The 18,240-nt window shown below is 36.3% G+C and carries 13 protein-coding genes; 5 read left to right on the plus strand and 8 right to left on the minus strand.

Going from position 1 to position 18,240, the window contains the following annotated elements:
- Position 1 precedes the first annotated feature (1 nt).
- The 4 genes from DDD_RS04625 to DDD_RS04640 all read right to left on the minus strand — a co-directional run bounded on the left by DDD_RS04625 (position 2) and on the right by DDD_RS04640 (position 5,546).
- Complete coding sequence (locus tag DDD_RS04625) at positions 2–2,305, minus strand: glycoside hydrolase family 65 protein (protein ID WP_015361605.1); 2,304 nt, start codon at positions 2,303–2,305, stop codon at positions 2–4.
- Positions 2,306–2,968 (minus strand): beta-phosphoglucomutase, encoded by a 663-nt coding sequence (pgmB, locus tag DDD_RS04630; RefSeq protein ID WP_015361606.1) that lies wholly within the window; start codon positions 2,966–2,968, stop codon positions 2,306–2,308. It abuts the gene before it with no gap.
- Positions 2,961–4,406 (minus strand): MFS transporter, encoded by a 1,446-nt coding sequence (locus tag DDD_RS04635; RefSeq protein ID WP_015361607.1) that lies wholly within the window; start codon positions 4,404–4,406, stop codon positions 2,961–2,963. The genes pgmB and DDD_RS04635 overlap by 8 nt, the downstream gene beginning before the upstream one ends.
- A gap of 120 nt (positions 4,407–4,526) precedes the next feature.
- On the minus strand, positions 4,527–5,546 hold the full coding sequence (locus DDD_RS04640; protein WP_015361608.1) for a LacI family DNA-binding transcriptional regulator: 1,020 nt from the start codon (positions 5,544–5,546) through the stop codon (positions 4,527–4,529).
- A gap of 191 nt (positions 5,547–5,737) precedes the next feature.
- Between DDD_RS04640 and DDD_RS04645 the strand changes: the two genes are divergently transcribed.
- The 5 genes from DDD_RS04645 to DDD_RS04665 all read left to right on the plus strand — a co-directional run bounded on the left by DDD_RS04645 (position 5,738) and on the right by DDD_RS04665 (position 14,634).
- Complete coding sequence (locus tag DDD_RS04645; protein ID WP_015361609.1) at positions 5,738–8,620, plus strand: SusC/RagA family TonB-linked outer membrane protein; 2,883 nt, start codon at positions 5,738–5,740, stop codon at positions 8,618–8,620.
- Between the two features lie 12 nt (positions 8,621–8,632).
- Positions 8,633–10,231, plus strand: a complete 1,599-nt coding sequence (locus DDD_RS04650) for a RagB/SusD family nutrient uptake outer membrane protein (protein ID WP_015361610.1) — start codon at positions 8,633–8,635, stop codon at positions 10,229–10,231.
- 18 nt (positions 10,232–10,249) lie between these two features.
- Positions 10,250–11,356: a SusE domain-containing protein gene (locus DDD_RS04655; protein ID WP_083892374.1), complete on the plus strand. Its 1,107-nt coding sequence runs from the start codon at positions 10,250–10,252 to the stop codon at positions 11,354–11,356.
- A gap of 61 nt (positions 11,357–11,417) precedes the next feature.
- Positions 11,418–14,147 (plus strand): alpha-amylase family glycosyl hydrolase, encoded by a 2,730-nt coding sequence (locus DDD_RS04660; RefSeq protein WP_015361612.1) that lies wholly within the window; start codon positions 11,418–11,420, stop codon positions 14,145–14,147.
- 256 nt (positions 14,148–14,403) lie between these two features.
- A complete protein-coding gene (locus DDD_RS04665) occupies positions 14,404–14,634 on the plus strand; it encodes a hypothetical protein (protein ID WP_015361613.1) in 231 nt (76 codons plus the stop codon).
- A gap of 52 nt (positions 14,635–14,686) precedes the next feature.
- On the opposite strand, the gene DDD_RS04670 is transcribed toward DDD_RS04665, so the two are convergent.
- The 4 genes from DDD_RS04670 to rsmA all read right to left on the minus strand — a co-directional run bounded on the left by DDD_RS04670 (position 14,687) and on the right by rsmA (position 18,234).
- The gene (locus DDD_RS04670; RefSeq protein WP_015361614.1) at positions 14,687–15,616 is read right to left on the minus strand and encodes a DUF58 domain-containing protein; all 930 of its coding nucleotides are present in this window, start codon (positions 15,614–15,616) and stop codon (positions 14,687–14,689) included.
- Positions 15,617–15,746: 130 nt separating this feature from the next.
- A complete protein-coding gene (locus tag DDD_RS04675; protein ID WP_015361615.1) occupies positions 15,747–16,745 on the minus strand; it encodes an NADP-dependent oxidoreductase in 999 nt (332 codons plus the stop codon).
- A gap of 228 nt (positions 16,746–16,973) precedes the next feature.
- Positions 16,974–17,291 carry a thioredoxin gene (gene trxA / locus DDD_RS04680; protein WP_015361616.1) on the minus strand — a complete coding sequence of 106 codons (318 nt, stop codon included), beginning with the start codon at positions 17,289–17,291 and terminating at the stop codon, positions 16,974–16,976.
- A 106-nt stretch (positions 17,292–17,397) separates the two neighbouring features.
- Positions 17,398–18,234: a 16S rRNA (adenine(1518)-N(6)/adenine(1519)-N(6))-dimethyltransferase RsmA gene (rsmA, locus tag DDD_RS04685; RefSeq protein WP_015361617.1), complete on the minus strand. Its 837-nt coding sequence runs from the start codon at positions 18,232–18,234 to the stop codon at positions 17,398–17,400.
- Positions 18,235–18,240 lie beyond the last annotated feature (6 nt).

Below are 18,240 nucleotides of genomic sequence, written 5' to 3' on the forward strand. Positions count from 1 at the left end.
TCTAAGCATTTACGAGTTGTGGTTCTAAAGTAACAGTCTCACCATTAATAATAACATCTTGAGGCGTTTTCCCTTCTAATGTTATGGTAGTACCAGTTTTGGCTATTTGAACATTTAAAATCTGGTTTCTAAAATTGATTTTGAAACTGAAACTATTCCACTGTTCTGGCAACTTTGTTGTAAAACTAGGCTTGTCATCTACAATTTGCAGGCCTCCAAAACCTTCTACAATACTCATCCAGGTTCCAGCCATACTTGTTATGTGACAACCTTCTTCTACTTCTTTATTGTAATCGTCTAAATCAAGACGAGAAGTTCTAAGATAGAATTCATAAGCCTGATCCATACGATCTAGCTTTGCTGCCTGAATACTGTGTACACATGGAGAAAGAGAGCTTTCATGAACGGTTAATGGCTCATAAAAGTCGAAGTTTTTTGCCAGTTCTTCTTTACTGAAGTGATCTTCAAAAAAGTAAAAACACTGAAGGACGTCGGCTTGTTTTATATAACAACTTCTCAAGATGCGATCCCAAGACCATTTTTGATTAATGGGTCTGTGTTCCTTAGGTAAATCAGATACAGGTATAATCTCTTTATCTAAGAAACCGTCTTGCTGTAGGTAAACACCTAGTTCTTTATCAAATGGCTCGTGCATATTATCTGCCACTTCTTTCCATGCTCCTATTTCTTGATCTGTAAGCTCAGTTTTAGCAATAATTCTATCATAATCTGCTTTATGATCTGCTTTTACTTTGTTGATGTTTTCTACAGCATAGTTGATACACCATTTTGCTAAATAATTAGTATACCAATTATTGTTTACGTTGTTCTCATACTCGTTAGGACCGGTAACACCAAGAATCATGTACTTCTTAGCTCGTTGTGAATAGGTTGCTCGCTGGTGCCAGAATTTTGCAATGGCAATCATTACTTCTAGTCCCATTTCTGGAATATAGCTGTAATCACCAGTATATCTTACGTAATTATATATGGCAAAAACCATTGCCCCATTACGGTGAATTTCTTCAAAGGTGATTTCCCACTCGTTGTGAGATTCTTCTCCATTCATGGTAACCATAGGATATAGAGCAGCTCCAGAAGAAAATCCTAGTTTCCCAGCATTTTCAACGGCCTTGTCTAGCTGCTCATATCTATATCTTAATAAATTACGTGCTACTTGTTGATCTTTTGTAGCCATGTAGAACGGAATACAATATGCTTCTGTATCCCAATAAGTAGAACCTCCATATTTTTCTCCAGTAAATCCTTTTGGACCTATGTTTAATCGAGAATCCTTACCTAAATATGTTTGATTCAATTGGAAGATATTGAAGCGTATTCCTTGTTGTGCTTTCAGGTCGCCGTCTATTGTAATATCTGCCATGGCCCAAATTTGCGCCCATGAATCTGCTTGCAATTTAACTAATTTTTCATAACCTTCTTCTGTCGCTCTTTGGAGAACTGCTTTTGCCGCTGACTGAAGCGTTAGATGGTTGTGGTTTAAGCTAGAAACATAACCTGCGTATTTTCTAAGAGTTACGCTTTCGCCTTGAGCGATATCACAAGCTGCCTTATGTCTTACGACGGTATTATTTTGATCAAAATGATCTGCATATTGAACATGCTCACCGTTTTTGAGAAGCTCAGACTGCATGAAAGTAGTCACGTAAAAGTTAGTTTTATTAGTACGACTGCGCACCATACCTTGATGACCATCAGAAACTACATCTTCAATTTCCCAAAAGGCATCATCCCAATTGGTATCTTCATTTGTAATCCCACCATCTACATAGGGTTGAAACGATATTCTCATGTCGCCTTTAACCGCAGTGACCTTATAGTTGATTACTGCAAGTTCATCAATTTCAAGACTCATGAACCTACGAGCGATAACTTTTATAGCCTTTTCTTCTGAAAAATGAGCTATAAAAGTACGCTCTAACCAGCCTTCTTTCATGTTTAATTCAAGACGGTAATCGGTTACTTCTTGTACAGTTGCCAGATCTAGTTCTTCTCCATCTACAAAAACATCGATACCGATGAAATTAGGCGCATTAAGAACTTTTGCAAAATATTCTGGATAACCGTTTTTCCACCATCCTACTCGAGTTTTATCTGGATAATAAACGCCCGCTACATAACTTCCTTGAAAAGTTTCACCTGTATATTTTTCTTCAAAATTAGCTCGCTGACCCATGGCTCCATTACCTATAGAGAAGAGACTCTCACTAGATTTTACTTGAGATGGTTTCCATCCTTCTTCAATGATAGACCACGCGTTTGGTATGATATATTCTTGATTCATTTATTTGTTCTTACTTAGTAGTATATTGATATAATCTTGAGGCATATCTGTAAAGTGTGCAAAAACTTCATCTGCCTCATTTAAAATAGACTGATCTCCTAATCCTATAGAAATCATTCCTGCAGTATTTGCTGCTTGTACTCCTGCGACGCTGTCTTCAAAAACAACGCTCGCTTGTGGATTATAGCCTAACTGATCGCATGCGTTTAAGAAAACTTCTGGATCTGGTTTTGCTTTAGTAACATTGGTTCCATCTACAATGACGTCAAAAAGATCCTTAATCCCTAATTTCTCTAAAATAGGTCGCGCATTTTTACTTGCACTTCCTAAGGCTATAGGTTGTTCTTTTGCTTTGAGTTCTAGTAGAAAATCATGAACTCCTGGAAGTATGTCGTTAACGTCCAATGTTTTTATAAGCTCTAGATATTCTTCGTTTTTCTGATCCATTTTGGCTTGAAAAACTTCTGGAGAAACTTCTTTATTTCCCCACTCAAGAATTTTCTTCAAAGAGTTAACACGAGAAACTCCTTTAAGCTGTTCGTTTTCTTCTTCTGTAAAATTGATATCGAGAGAAGCTGCGAGACGCTGCCAAGCTACAAAATGAAACTTTGCTGTGTCAACGATAACTCCATCGAGGTCAAATATGAATGCTTTTTTATTCATTCTCTAAAACTGGCTGATACATGATCGCCTTTTTGTTAGTTATTAATAAATTTGAAAATGCTGCAATGACTAAGAAAATTCCAGCGATAGTCATAGCGTGTATAGATTCTTCTCCTATTAGATTGTGTAAAAGCACAACGCCACCTACTGCAGCAATAATTTGTGGAATTACAATAAACATATTGAAAACTCCCATCATCAATCCCATTTTTGAGGACTCCACAGAACTAGATAGCATAGCATAAGGCATAGATAATATGCTTCCCCATGCAATTCCTATCAAAGAAAAAGAAATGTATAGATTATCTGGTTCTCCTGGGCTGTAAAACATATATAAAAATCCTAAAGCTCCCAGAAATAAACTCGCCATGTGAATGTACTTTCTATTGATGGCCTTGAATGAGGTATAAAATGTCAGTAATAATGCAAAAAGCATTGAAGTTAGTCCATAGATTCCCATTTTAGAACCTACATCATCACTAGCTTCATTATAGGCTTTATCTGCTGTTTTATAATCTGCAGCAGATTGATCGTTTAAAAATAAAGTAACACGATCTGCATCAAGAATAGGTTCTCCAGCGTCATCCAGTTGTGCGTATTCTACAATATCCGGTTTTGGCGCATCATAAATATGAGTGGTAAGTGCAGGGTTTGCAAGAGTCCACATAGCAAAAAATGCAAACCAAGAAAAGAACTGTACCACACCTAATTTTTTCATTATGGTAGGCATCAATGCATAAGTTCCCATAATAGTTTCCAGCATTCCTTTCTTTTCTTCAGGCTCACCTGCATCATCAAAAGCTGCCATTTCTTCTGGCGAATACTCTTTAGTGGTAAAAATAGTTACTAGAATTGAGGTAATAAAAACAAATGCTCCTACACCAAAGGCAACTTTTACCGAATCTGGAACAACTCCTGGAGCAGCTTCATTAGAAATCTCTAAAGTATTATTCACCCATTTAGGTAAGTTACTTGCTACCCATGTTCCTACTCCTATTATTAAAGTTTGAACAACAAATCCGTAACTACGTTGTGATTCTGGAAGTTTATCTGCAACTAGAGCTCTAAAAGGCTCCATAGAAATATTTATGGATGCGTCAAGAACTAGAAGTAAACCAGCTGCCATCCACACTTCTGAAGAATACGGCATGAATAATAGAGCAATGGAACTAAGTATTGCACCTATCAAAAAGAAAGGACGACGACGACCTAGTGTTTTGTGCCAAGTATGATCACTTAAATACCCTATTATAGGTTGCACAATAAGACCAGCAAGTGGTGCGGCAATCCATAACAGTGGAATATCATCCTTAGCAGCTCCTAAAGTCTCAAAAATACGAGACATGGTTGAGCCTTGTAAGGCAAAACCAAACTGAATACCCAGAAATCCGAAACTCATGTTCCAAATATTCCAGAAACCTAACTTAGGCTTTTGCATATCGTTATTTTTTTAATGACGATAAGCCTTATGACTTATCAAAACTTATTGTGTGTGAAGAAGATAAGTTTTGAAATCTGGATAAAGATATAACTTTATACAGAACTGTAAAATTAAAATTTATGGAGTAGATTCCCTTTCTACTAAAGATGTTTTTACGATAACGGTTTCGTAGCTTTCATTATCGTGGTCACTAGATTCCAGCTTCTCAATAAGTTTTGCGGCAGCAATTCCTCCCATTTCTTCACCCTTTTGCCCTATTGTTGTTAAAGTAGGGCTGGCATATTTAGAAAGGATTCCGTCGGTAAAAGCAACAATAGCAACATCTTCCGGTATTTTCTTACCTAACTTTTGAATAGCTTTGCTTGCAGTCACAGCAAACAATTCATTTACCGCTACCAGCGCATCAAAATCATTATCAGCGATAAATTGTTCTATTTTTTGTTCACATCTATCTATGTCTTCAATTTTCAAAAATTGGTGATCATGAACTTCAAAGCCACGTTGTTGTAGCGCCTGACTGAAACCTTGAGAACGCAATCTTCCTACATTCACATAATCTACAGTACTTATTATCCCTAATTTATTTTTCCCCTTCCTTAATAAAAACTCTGTAGCTTCATGTCCAGCGGCGACATCATCTATAATAATTTTATCGCAAGGTATATCGTTTGAGACACGATCAAACATAACGATAGGCATCCCTTGATTAGTCACCTCTCTAAGGTGGTGAAAATCTTGCTTCTCCATAGTTTCCTTAGAAAGACTCATTATAAAACCATCAATACTACCGTTTGCAAGCATTTCCATGTTCACGACTTCCTTATCAAAACTCTCACCTGACAAAGTAATAATCACCTGATAGCCTTTTTCATTTGCTACTCGTTCCACCCCAGATATAACGGTTGCAAAGAAATGATGCACAATTTCTGGAATTATAATCCCTATTTTTTTTGTCTTCTGATTTTTAAGACTTAACGCAATACTATTAGGCTTGTAGTTAAACTCTTTGGCATATTTCTTAATTTTCTCTCTCCTTTCTTCACTTATTTCATGAGAGTCCCGCAAAGCCTTAGAAACAGTTGATATAGATACATTTAAATCTTGAGCTATCTTCTTTAACGTGATCTTTTGAGCCATTATAACTTAGATTAATTAGATGGATGATTATCTCGCTTTCGCGAAAGTGAAGATACTACAAATTTAAGCTACGAAAAGCCGAAAACGTTTTCGTAGAATATCATTGAGAAAATCTTTTCTTAACATTTAGTTTACATAATTTTACGGCGTGTGAGAAGAAGACAACACTAACTAATAATTAAATCAAAGAAATGAATCAAAAATTCAAAGCAGTTTTACTGTTATTTTTATTGCCCTTTTTCGCATTTGCGCAAAGTGTAATTACTGGTACGGTCCTAGAATCAAACGGTCTTCCAGCTTTAGGAGCTACTGTAGCGGTTAAAGGAACATCTAACGGTACTTCAACAGATTTTGATGGGAATTATACATTAAATAATGTCCCAGAAGATGCGGTTATTGTGTTTTCTTTTGTTGGATATGTAACACAAGAAATCCCTTATACTGGTCAATCGACTATTAATATAACCTTAGAGGAAGATGCTTCTGAACTAGAAACTATAGTTCTTATAGGTTATGGTAGTATCAAAAAAGAAAACGTAACCGCTGCACAAACAACAGTAAGTGATGAAGAGTTTAACAAAGGTGCTATCACTTCTCCTGGACAGCTATTAGCTGGTAAAGCAGCCGGTGTTCAAGTTACAGCTGCCTCTGGACGTCCTGGTGATGGGCCAGTAATAAGAGTTCGTCCTGGATCGACCCTAAGTGGTAATTCAGATGCACTATATGTAGTTGATGGAGTGCCATTAGATCAACGTAATGCCAACTTAAACTCTATCAACCCAGCAGATATTGAATCTTTTACAATTTTGAAAGATGCGAGTGCTACTGCTATTTACGGTAACAGAGCCTCTAATGGTGTAGTGCTTATAACTACTAAAAAAGCTAAATTAAACAGCGACCTTAAAGTAAGTTACAATGTTCAATTTGCAGTTGAACAAGTAGATAATTACACAGAAGTTTTAACTGGTGATGAATTTAGACAATTAGTTGCCGACCAAGGCAGAGATACTTCCATATTGGGAACTGCAAATACAGACTGGCAAAATGAAATTTACCAAAATGGTACAAGGTCTATACATAGTCTAGTTTTAGAAAAAGGATATGAAACAACCTCTATAAGAGCTTCTTTAGGTTATAACAATGAAAATGGTATCCTTCAAAAGTCTGGTTATGAAAGGGCTAATTTAGGACTTAACATACGTCAGAATTTTTTAAAGGGAGATTTAAGATTGACGTTTACCTCTCAACTGGCGCAAGAAGAAAGGAGATTTGCTGATGAGGGAGCAATAGGATCTGCTGTCGTGTTTGATCCTACGCAATCAATTTTCAATAATACCGGAGAATTCGGTGGTTTCTTTGAATACACAAACAATACTGGACCAGAGCCTAATGCTCCTCGCAATCCTTTAGGGTTATTGAATAGCTTAGATGCTCAACAAGATAATGTTCAAGCAAGGTTAAATATGAACGCTGCATATAATATTCGTCAAGTTCCTGGTTTGAAATTTACAGGTAATGCTGGATTTGATTACAATGAATATGATGGTTATTCTATTAGAGACCGTGATTCTGGAGCTGGTTTTCGTGGAAACAACAGAAGTTTTAATGAAGGTTTTAGAAGAAACCAATTGTTAGATGGAAAATTTGATTATAAGAAAACTCTTGAGACGTTTAAAACTGATATGACTCTTACTTTAGGTGGAAGTTATCAAGAATTCTTAAGACAAGATACTGGCAGGTTTTCAGCTAACAATGAATTGCAAGAAAGTCCTATTAATATTGATGAATCTGCTTTAGTTACCGCGTTTGCGAGAGCGTCCTTTGATATTAATGATTTATATGTTTTATCCGCTTCAGCTTCGCGTAACGGTAGTTCTAGATTTTCTGAAAATAACAGATGGGCCAACTTCTACGGAGCGAGTGGTGCCATCAAACTTACCAATACAGACTTTGTACAAAACAGTGGTTTCTTATCTCAATTAAAGCTGCGTGGAGGTTTTGGTCAGACAGGTCAACAAGATATCGATGCATCATTTGCATTTTTATCAGTTTTTACTCCAGGACAGCCACAAGCAGCTGTTCAATTTGGTAATGAATTTGTAACAACTATACGTCCTGAAGGGGCAATAGACCTTAAATGGGAAACAACAGACCAATGGAACGCTGGTATCGATTTAGGTTTCTTTGGCGATCGTATAACAGGTAGTGTAGATGCCTTTTACAGAGAAACTAGCGATCTACTATTGTTTGGTCCTCTTCCAGCAGGTGGTTTAGAAAATGGTAGTCTGCAAAATGCAGGTTCTACTTTGAGTAGAGGTATCGAAACAACCATTGCAGCAAAAATAATTCAATCTGAGAATATAAACTGGACTGTTTCTGGAAATGCAACTGTTCAAGAAATAGAAATTACAGATCTTGCTGGTGCTGAAAATGCACCTGTCCAAGTAGGAGGGATTTCTGGAGGTGTAGGTAATAATATACAAGAATGGGCAGTAGGTGCAGACCCTACTTCTTTTCATGTTTTCCGTCAAGTTTATGATCAAGATGGAAACCCTTTAGACGGTGTTTACGTAGATACTAATGGAGATAACATTTTAAATGATGCAGATCGAGTTAGATATAAGAAAGCTAATCATGATGTTTATTTTGGTTTCACTTCAAATTTTAATTATAAAAACTTTGATATGAGCTTTACATTTAGAGGTGCTGCTGGAGGATACAACTACAATAACATTGCTTCTAACGCAGCAAACTTTGGTAGTACTTTTCCAACGAATACTCAGAATCCGTTATATTTAAATGCGCCTGTCGATATTCAGAATACTAATTTTTCTCAACAACGTTTTTTCTCTGACTACTACGTTCAAAAAGCTGACTTTATAAAACTAGATAACCTATCGTTAGGTTATAACTTTCCAGGCGACAAAGTAGACATAAGAGCCTCTGTTACTGGAACTAACTTATTTACAATTACTGATTATGAAGGTGTAGATCCAGAAGTATTCGGTGGAATAGATAACAATCTTTTTCCTCGCACTAGAGGGGTTATATTTGGATTAGGATTTAATTTTTAAAAAAGCAATAAAATGAAAATGTACAAAACAATTATCTTTTTGTTTCTTGGAATGCTTGCTTTTACCGCGTGTGATGAAGCACTTACGGTAGAGCCGAGTGATAACCGAGTGACAGAAGCAGAGCTATTTCAAGACCCTGCTACTTACCGCGGTATTATCGCAAAAGCTTATGCTGGTCTAGCCGTAGGCGGACAAGCTGGTGGTGATGGTGATGCAGATATTTCTGGAATCGACGGCGGATTCTCTAACTACCACAGATTATACTGGAACATGCAAGAGCTTACTACTGATGAAGCCATTATAGCATGGAATGATGGTACAATTAAAGATTTACATGGACACGTTTGGACTGACGGTAACGAATTTATCAACGCTATGTTTTCTAGAATAAACTATCAAATAGCTGTATGTAATGAGTTCCTAGAGCTAAGTACAGACGCTAAGCTAGACGAATATAATATTCCTAATGACATAAGAGCTAGTGTTGCAGAATATCGCGCGGAAGCTAGATTCTTAAGAGCTTACTCTTACTATCATGGTATGGATCTTTTTGGAAAAATGCCTTTCAGAGAAGCAGGTTATGACCCAGCAGTGTTGCCAGAAGTTAAAAATCGCGCAGAATTGTTCGAGTATATTGAATCCGAATTGCTAGCTATCGAAGATGATATGGTAGATGCAAGAATGAATGAATATGGACGTGCAGATAAAGCAGCTGTATGGATGACTCTTGCTAAAATTTATTTAAACTCTGAAGTTTATACAGGTACTGCAAGGAATACAGAGGCGATCACACAACTCAATAAAGTTATTACTGCTGGCTATACTGTACCAAGTGTTCCTTACGCTTACAGCTTCTATGCAGACAACAATCGTAACGGAGCTGAAAGTGAATTTATCTGGACAATTAACTTTGACGGTTTAAACACTCAAACCTTTGGTGGAACAACTTATTTAACTCATGCACCAGTAGGTGGTAGTATGGACCCTACTGAGTTTGGAATCAACGGTGGTTGGGGTGGTATTAGAACTACACCAGAATTTGTTGAATTATTTCCAAACGAAGAAAATTCTGCTGACATGAGAGAGACGTTTTATACGGACGGACAAACTAAAGAGATTCCAGATGTTGGACAATTTACTGATGGATTTGCAATTCAGAAATTTAAAAATATTAACGTTGATGGAACACCTGGAAGTGATTCGGTTGGAGACTTTGTAGATATTGATTTTCCTGTTTACAGATTGTCTGACGCTTACTTGATGTATGCTGAAGCAGTTGTAAGAGGTGGCTCTGGCGGTGACCTTAATACTGCAGAGAGTTATATCAACCTAATACGAGAAAGAGCTTATGGCGACACGTCAGGAAACATATCTGCTGGACAGATTGACTTACAATTTATTATCGATGAAAGAGCTAGAGAGTTACATTGGGAATCTCATAGACGTCAAGACTTGATACGTTTCAATCAATTTAGCTCAAACAAAGTTTGGGCATGGAAAGGAAACGTACCTAGTGGTACGGTTACAGCACCGTTTAGAAACCTGTTACCTATCCCTGCACAAGAACTAAATCAAAATCCTAATCTACAACCACAAAACACTGGTTACTAATTTAATACATATCACAAAATGAAAAAGTTTTCAATATTAATGTTATCCTTCTTAGCCATTGCAAGTGTTATTTCTTGTGATGACGATACAGAAGAATTGTTCACTACTCAAGTAAAAGAAGGTTTTGCCCTTACTTCAGTACCTAATGCTAGCTACCTTTTATCTTTCGAAACAAAAGATAATCTAGCAGAAAGGTTAACCTGGAGTCCACTAGAGCTTACAACCCCAGTTGCCGTAACTTATGAAGTACAAGCGTCTGCAAATCCAGCTGACTTTGAAAATGCTGCTGTTGTCACCTCTACAAGTGAGCTCTCTACAGCCTTAACTGTAGAAGATTTAAACAATCTTGCTGGCTCATTAGGTCTAACTCCTTTTCAAGCAGGTTCTATAGCTATGCGAGTAAAGGCAAGTCTGGCAGACCCAGCTGTTGAAAGTGAGTTTACAGAAGTAATTGTACTTAACGTTACTCCTTACACAACTGAAAGCCCAAGATTATGGGTTCCTGGAAACTATGCTGCCGCAAGCGGTTATGGTGCTGACTGGGCTCCTGGAGATGCTGCTACTCCTTATCTAGAAGCAGTAGAATTTGGTAGTACTGAATATGAGGGGTTTGTAAATATGGATGTTGCATCTCCTATGTTTAAAATTACTTTAGAACAAGATTGGGATGAAGCATTCGGAGATTCTGGTACACCAGGAGAGTTAAGTTTATCAGGTGGAGACCTTTCCGTACCTGGAGCTGGTTTCTATTACATCACTGTAAATACGGATCCTGATGGAGATGGTGACTTTAGTGATGCAACTTGGACTGCTACACCTACAAGCTGGGCAATGATCGGTACTGCTACACCTAATGACTGGAATGACCCAGATACAGACATGACTTATAACGCAACTACTCAAAAATGGGAAGTTACTTTAATGTTATCTCAAGACCAATTCAAATTCAGAGCAAATGATGATTGGGGAACACCTACAAACAACTTTGGACAGAGTTCAGATAATCCAGATTTATTAGGATTTAATGGTGGTGACCTTACTTTTGATCAAGCGCCAGGAATGTATAAAGTAGAACTAGATTTGAGTACGCCAAGAGCTTACTCTTTCACTGCTACTTCAATTTAGAGATTAATTCAATTCAAGAAAAAGGCTGGCAACGGCCTTTTTTTTGCTTAAAACTGAAATTATGAAAAAGATTACTTTATGTATTGTAGTATTGTTATGTTTCGCTTTCGCGAAAGCGCAAGTAACATTACAGCCCTCCACAGCAACTCAAACAGATCAAGTTACCATATTATTTGACGCTACTGGAACAGCTTTAGAAAATGAAACTGGTACTTTCTACGCTTATACTGGTGTCACGATAAATGGTCAGAGATGGCAAAATATTATTGTACCTACTTTTAATGATAATAATGGAGCACCACAGTTTGTAAACGCTGGTGGAAATAATTATCAACTTACTTTACCAACCTCTATTGAGCAATTCTATAGTGTTGCACCAGGTGACGTTGTTTCTGAGATATGCTTAGTTATAAGAAACTCTAGTGCCACGGTACAAACTAATCCAGATATATTCTTAGATGTTTTTCCTCCTGGATTGAACACAGCAATAACATCTCCTCAAAATGGCGACATTTTTACTGTCAATCAAACCATAACAGTTGCTGGAGACTCATCACAAAATACCTCATTAGATCTAAGTGCAAATGGAACCAGCATAGCTACTGCAACCGCAATGAGCATTAATGCACAGTATACATTTCCTGCTTCTGGAGCTTACACATTTACCATATTTGCAGATAATGGGGCTGATACCTCAACTAATTCTGTAAACGTATTTGTACCTAGTGCTACTCAAAACGCACCTCGCCCAGCCGGATTGAAAAATGGAGTAAATGAAAATGCAGATGGAAGTGTTACTTTTCTACTTGCTGCTCCTTTGAAAAACGATGTAATGCTTATAGGTGATTTTTCTAACTGGAATCTAGATCCTAATTACCAAATGAACAAAGATGGTGATTACTTCTGGGTAACAGTTCCTGCATCAGAATTTACTGCTGATCAGATTTTTCAATACCAATATCTTGTAGATTTTGACATCAAAGTAGCAGATCCATATTCAGAATTAATTTTAGACCCAGGTAGCGACCAGTTTATTAAACCAGGTAATTACCCTAATCTTCCAGTATATCCTGACGGGCAAACTACGGGAGATGTTTCTTTACATAGATATCAAGCTACTCCTTATAACTGGACTACAAATAACTTTCAAAGACCTGATCAAGAAAATCTTGTGATCTATGAAATACTAGCACGTGACTTTTCAGAAGAAGATAGTTTCCAGCAAATTATTGACCGTATAGACTACTTAGAAACACTTGGTATTAATGCTTTACAGTTCATGCCGATAAATGAATTTGAAGGAACCGATAGCTGGGGTTACAATCCTAAGTTTCACGGAGCAATAGATAAAGCATACGGTCCACCAGAAAAGTTTAAAGAATTAGTAGACTTATGCCACTCTAAAGGTATTGCCGTAATCATTGACGTTGTGTACAACCACGCCTTTAGTCAAAGTCCTTTATGTCAAATGTGGTGGGATCAAGCAAACTTTAGACCTGCACCAAACAATCCTTATCTAAACCCAACTCCTACTCATGATTTTAATGTAGGATATGATTTCAATCATGAAAGCCAGTGGACCAAGGATTATGTGAAACAAACCTTAGAATACTGGGTAGATGAATATCGAGTAGACGGTTTTAGATTTGACTTATCAAAAGGATTTACTCAAAACGTAACTATAGGAAATATAGGGGCGTGGAATGCTTATGATCAGTCTCGTGTAAATATTCTTAACGATTATAAAAACACTCTTTGGAATGCAACAAGCAACGATATTTACATGATTCTTGAGCATTTAGGAGATCAACCTGAAGAAGCAGCTCTTGCCAATGACGGTTTTATGTTATGGGGTAAGGTTACTGATGAATTCAACCAGAATTCTATGGGGTTCAACAGCAACACTAACGTTTTCAGATCTTATTTCACTTCTAGAGGATTTAATGATCAACATCTTGTTTCTTATGCAGAAAGTCATGACGAGCAACGATTAATGTATAAAAACCTCCTTTTTGGTAACAGTTCAAACGCTACACATAATGTTAGAGATCTTGCAGTAGCTCTTGATAGACAAGAAGCAATCGCAGCAATTTTATATAGTATTCCAGGACCTAAAATGCTTTGGCAATTTGGTGAATTAGGTTATGAAATAGACATCGACCAAAATGGTCGTACAGGTCGTAAACCTATTCCGTGGACATTAGGTTATGACACTGATGCAGACCGTATGGATCTTTATAACGTAACAGCTACAATGATCAATTTTAAAACATTGTATCCAGATACCTTTAATAACACTAACAACAACCTTGATGTTAGTGGTCTAGTGAAGAGAATCAACCTAGATGGACCTCAATTTGATGCTGTAATCGTAGCAAACTTTAATGTTACTGCACAAAATGTAAATCCTAATTTCTCACAAACAGGAACTTGGTACGACTATTTTAGTAATAATAACGTGATTAACGTTACTAATACTACCGCACCTATAAACCTACAGCCTGGAGAGTATAAAGTGTTCACGACACAACAGCTCAACAATCCTTTAAGCAATGAAGATATAAGTTTACAGAATCAAGCCGTAAGGTTGTTTCCTAATCCTGCAACTGAATCGTTTAGGGTAACTCAAGAAGTAGAAAAAATTCAAATTTATAATGTTTCTGGCCAGCTAGTAAAAAGTTTTCATCAAGCTCAAAACAACTATGAAATAACTGATCTTAAACAAGGAATTTATTTCGTACAGCTTTGGACTGGAAGTAAAGTACAAATTGAAAAATTAATTAAAAGTTAGATATCTATAATTTAGGTATTTGATCTAACAAAATTAAAAAGCACTGTACAATTTATATCGTTGAACCTTGATAGAGCTATAATTGTAACATCAAAGAAGAACGTCGATGAACCCTAATGATTTGATAGTTTCTTTGTAGTAACCATTACTCTTTTCATAATTCAAACGGTTACTAAAAGCCTATCTTCGGATAGGCTTTTTCTTTACCTATTATTCAAAGTATAGCTTTACCTTTAATTCAGTAAAAAACTTCCTAATGAATATCTATTTAAAAACCTTATTAGTTCTAGCGATATTATCCATCGCCTTTACAAGCTGTAGAGAAGAAAAAACAGCCGAAGAAACTGCTAGTGAAATGATTGAAAACGGTGACCAAGTAAAAGTCAAAGAAGACAAAGTGAAAATTGAAAATGAAGATGGATCAGAAACTAAAATCAAATATGACGAATTTGGTTCTGTAGAAAAAATAAAAACAGACGATAACTAACCCTTCACTGTACCTTAAATAGGCTCGACTAAATCATTTAGTTCGAGCTTTTTTATTTGAAAAGTTGACGTTCCAGTAGAAATGTGGTCATCACGACATCAAAACTCTGTTGAATATCAACTGGCATGTATTTGATTCTGTTTTGACCGCAACGTACTCGTAGTTTTTCAAAGTATTCCTTCACCGCTTGCTGGTAATCTTTACGTACATTATCTGCGTAAAGATTGATGAATTCACCAGTCTCTACATCTGTATATCGAGTAGGTTTATTAGAGAAATTAAAATTGACTTCAGTGGCACTGTCGTACGTATGAAATAGCACTACATCATGCTTGTTGTATTTTAGATGTCTTAAGGCTTCAAAAAGTTCGTCTTCATGTCTATCGCTTTGAAACATGTCTGTAAATAATATTATAAGGGAACGCCTTTTAATATTTTCGGCAATTTCATGCAAGTATTTGTACGTATCTGTAGTCTGACCAACTGGCTGTTCACTAGATATTTTATTCAATTGGTCTAGAAGCATGTTATGATGGCGTTCACTACCCTTTTCAGGAGCATAATAGTCGTAATTGTTAGAGTAAACACTTAAACCTACCGCATCTCGTTGCTTCTTTAACAAGTTCATAACACTTGCTGCTGCTAGAGCTGTAAAACCTATCTTATTAAGCGAACCTATTTCTTGCTTTTTAGTTATAGGGTAATGCATAGACGGACTGTTATCTATGATTAAATGACATCGCAGGTTGGTCTCTTCATCATAACGCTTTGTGTACAACTTATCTGTTTTGGCGTACAATTTCCAATCAATGTGTCGTGTACTTTCTCCAGCATTATAATTTTTATGCTCAGCAAACTCTGCACTAAAACCATGAAAAGGAGATTTATGCATCCCGCTTATATATCCTTCTACAACTTGACTTGCAAGAAGCTGTAAGTTTTTAAATCCAGAAGTTTTATTGAGTTCTTTTTGTACATCCATGAGGTGAAGATAATAAAATTATAGCACGATATTTTGAGCAGTTACTCCTGCTTATTTGTTCTATTTTAAAATATAAATGTTCCGCTTTCGCGAAAGCGGAACATCAATCTAGACCATTAAAAAAATTAATTTAATCTACCTTAACTACCATTTTACCAATGTTTTTCCCATCAAATAGGTCGATAAAAGCATTTGGAATTTGATCAAAACCCTCTACAATTGTTTCTTCATGTTTTAATTCTCCAGAAGCTAACCACTTTGATAATTGCTGAATCCCTTCGTTGAATTGATCCTCATAATTTCTAACTATAAAGCCTTGCATTTTCACACTTTTTTTAACGAGCGTAGTTTCTAATCGTGGTCCTTTAGGTTGTTCTGTCTCATTATATAATGAAATCGCGCCACAATTAATAACTCTACCATGACGGTTGATGTTATTCATAGCTGCATCTAGTGTGTAGCTTCCTACGTTATCAAAATACACATCAATCCCGTCTGGAGCAAGCTCTTTAATAGCTGCGGTCATATCATCGGTTTTACCATAATTGATTCCTTCATCAAAATTAAATTTCTCTTGGATCAATTTTATTTTTTCATCGCTACCTGCAATTCCTACTACTTTTAAACCTTTGATTTTACCAATTTGTCCAGCAATAGACCCTACTGCACCAGCAGCTCCTGATACTAAAAGAGTTTCTCCTTTTTCTGGCACACCTATATCAGTCATACCAAAATAAGCGGTAAGTCCAGTCATTCCTAAGACACCTAAATAAGCACTCAAACTCACTTGGTCTCCGTTTACCTTTCTAAGATTTTTTGCATTTGAAGTTTGAAACATTTTCCATTCTAACATTCCTGTAAGAAAATCTCCTTTTTGAAATTTTTCATGTTTACTTTCCACAACTTCTGCTACCACTGCAGAGGCTAGAGGTTGATCTAACTCAAATGGTTCTATATAGGATTTCTCATCTCTCATACGTCCTCTTAAATAAGGATCTACAGAGACAAACTTAGTCTTTAATAACACTTCACCATCTTGAGGTTCTGGCTTTTCAATTTCTTTAAATTCAAAATTTTCTAAAGTAGGAGTTCCTTCTGGACGGCTTTTTAATACGATTGATTTATTCATTTTTGTTTTCAATGTACATTTTTACTACATATAGCATTGCTAGTACTTTCTTAAAAAATACCTGCTTCAGGTTAAAGTTTTAAAAAGTTAAGGAATCAAACAAGGTTTCAGTAAATCTTTTATCGCTTCATATCAAACCTTTAGGTTTTCAAGGAACGCGATTACAAGAAACAAAAAAGCCTACTTCTTAGTTAAGAAATAGGCTTTTATAATAAGTATATATTGATACTACATTAAAGCATCTAAAGCTTCAGTGTAAGCGTTTTTAGGAGCTACTCCTACCTGACGACCTACTACTTCTCCATTTTGAAAAACTAATACTGTTGGAATGTTACGTACTCCGTATTTTGCAGCAAACTCTTGATTTGCATCTACATCCATCTTTCCTACTACTGCTCTGTCAGCATACTCCGTAGAAACTTCATCGATGATAGGCCCTACCATACGACAAGGTCCACACCATGCTGCCCAAAAGTCTACCAATACTGGCTTATCACTTTTTAATACTGTTTCTTCAAAATTTGCATCTGTTATTTCTAGTGCCATGATATTTTTATTTTAATTAATAAACAAAGTTAAACAAAACCAATACCACAAAACAACTCCAAGTATTGTAGTTGCTTATATTGATATATCGGTTTTAAATATGCAATTAGTCTATTTGTTCTATCTCTTGTACTAATCCCACAAACATCTCAACGCTTATTTGCTCGGGACGTAAATTAAAAATCTCTTTTTCCCTCATCTGGTCCGGTAGATTCATCGTTTTCAACGAGTTTCTAAGTGTTTTACGTCTTTGTTGAAAAGCTAGTTTTACCACTTGGCGCAATTTTGAATACGAACATGGTAACGCATCATAATCTGCTTTGCGAGTTAAAAGCAAGACACCACTATCCACCTTAGGCGGCGGATTAAATACATCAGGTCCGACTGTAAATAAATAGTCGGCATGGTAATAAGCTTGTGCTAGAACAGATAATATTCCATAAGTTTTTGAACCGTGTGGCGCACAAATACGTTTTGCTACTTCCTTTTGAAACATACCACCAAATTCTGGTATTTGATCTCTATTTTCAATGGTCTTAAAAACGATTTGTGTGCTTATGTTATAAGGAAAGTTACCTATTATCGCAAAAGAGCCATCACCATAAATCTCTTTCAAATCTTTTTTTAAGAAATCTGCTTCTATGACTTGAAAAGTGTTCTCGTTTACAATTTTAGCATGTTCTATTGGGAAACTGTGCTTTAAGTAAATCACAGACTCGCTGTCTAATTCTAAAGCCGTTACCTTAATATCTTTCCTAATGACATGTTTAGTAAGAACTCCAGTTCCGGGACCTATCTCAAGTACTTGATCATAGCCTTTATAACTTAAACAGTCTGCAATACGTATGGCGACAGTATCATCTTTTAAGAAATGTTGCCCTAGATGTTTCTTTGCAGTAACACCTTTGTCTTGTGATTTATATTTTGGTTTGTATTTAGCCAATGGGTT

The organism is Nonlabens dokdonensis DSW-6 (assembly GCF_000332115.1).
GTDB classification, from domain to species: Bacteria; Bacteroidota; Bacteroidia; order Flavobacteriales; family Flavobacteriaceae; genus Nonlabens; species Nonlabens dokdonensis.

Coding starts and splice junctions, on each gene's coding strand:
- DDD_RS04625 (WP_015361605.1), bottom strand. CDS start 2,305: ATGAATCAAGAATATATCATACCAAACGCGTGGTCTATCATTGAAGAA.
- pgmB (WP_015361606.1), bottom strand. CDS start 2,968: ATGAATAAAAAAGCATTCATATTTGACCTCGATGGAGTTATCGTTGAC.
- DDD_RS04635 (WP_015361607.1), bottom strand. CDS start 4,406: ATGCAAAAGCCTAAGTTAGGTTTCTGGAATATTTGGAACATGAGTTTC.
- DDD_RS04640 (WP_015361608.1), bottom strand. CDS start 5,546: ATGGCTCAAAAGATCACGTTAAAGAAGATAGCTCAAGATTTAAATGTA.
- DDD_RS04645 (WP_015361609.1), top strand. CDS start 5,738: ATGAATCAAAAATTCAAAGCAGTTTTACTGTTATTTTTATTGCCCTTT.
- DDD_RS04650 (WP_015361610.1), top strand. CDS start 8,633: ATGAAAATGTACAAAACAATTATCTTTTTGTTTCTTGGAATGCTTGCT.
- DDD_RS04655 (WP_083892374.1), top strand. CDS start 10,250: ATGAAAAAGTTTTCAATATTAATGTTATCCTTCTTAGCCATTGCAAGT.
- DDD_RS04660 (WP_015361612.1), top strand. CDS start 11,418: ATGAAAAAGATTACTTTATGTATTGTAGTATTGTTATGTTTCGCTTTC.
- DDD_RS04665 (WP_015361613.1), top strand. CDS start 14,404: ATGAATATCTATTTAAAAACCTTATTAGTTCTAGCGATATTATCCATC.
- DDD_RS04670 (WP_015361614.1), bottom strand. CDS start 15,616: ATGGATGTACAAAAAGAACTCAATAAAACTTCTGGATTTAAAAACTTA.
- DDD_RS04675 (WP_015361615.1), bottom strand. CDS start 16,745: ATGAATAAATCAATCGTATTAAAAAGCCGTCCAGAAGGAACTCCTACT.
- trxA (WP_015361616.1), bottom strand. CDS start 17,291: ATGGCACTAGAAATAACAGATGCAAATTTTGAAGAAACAGTATTAAAA.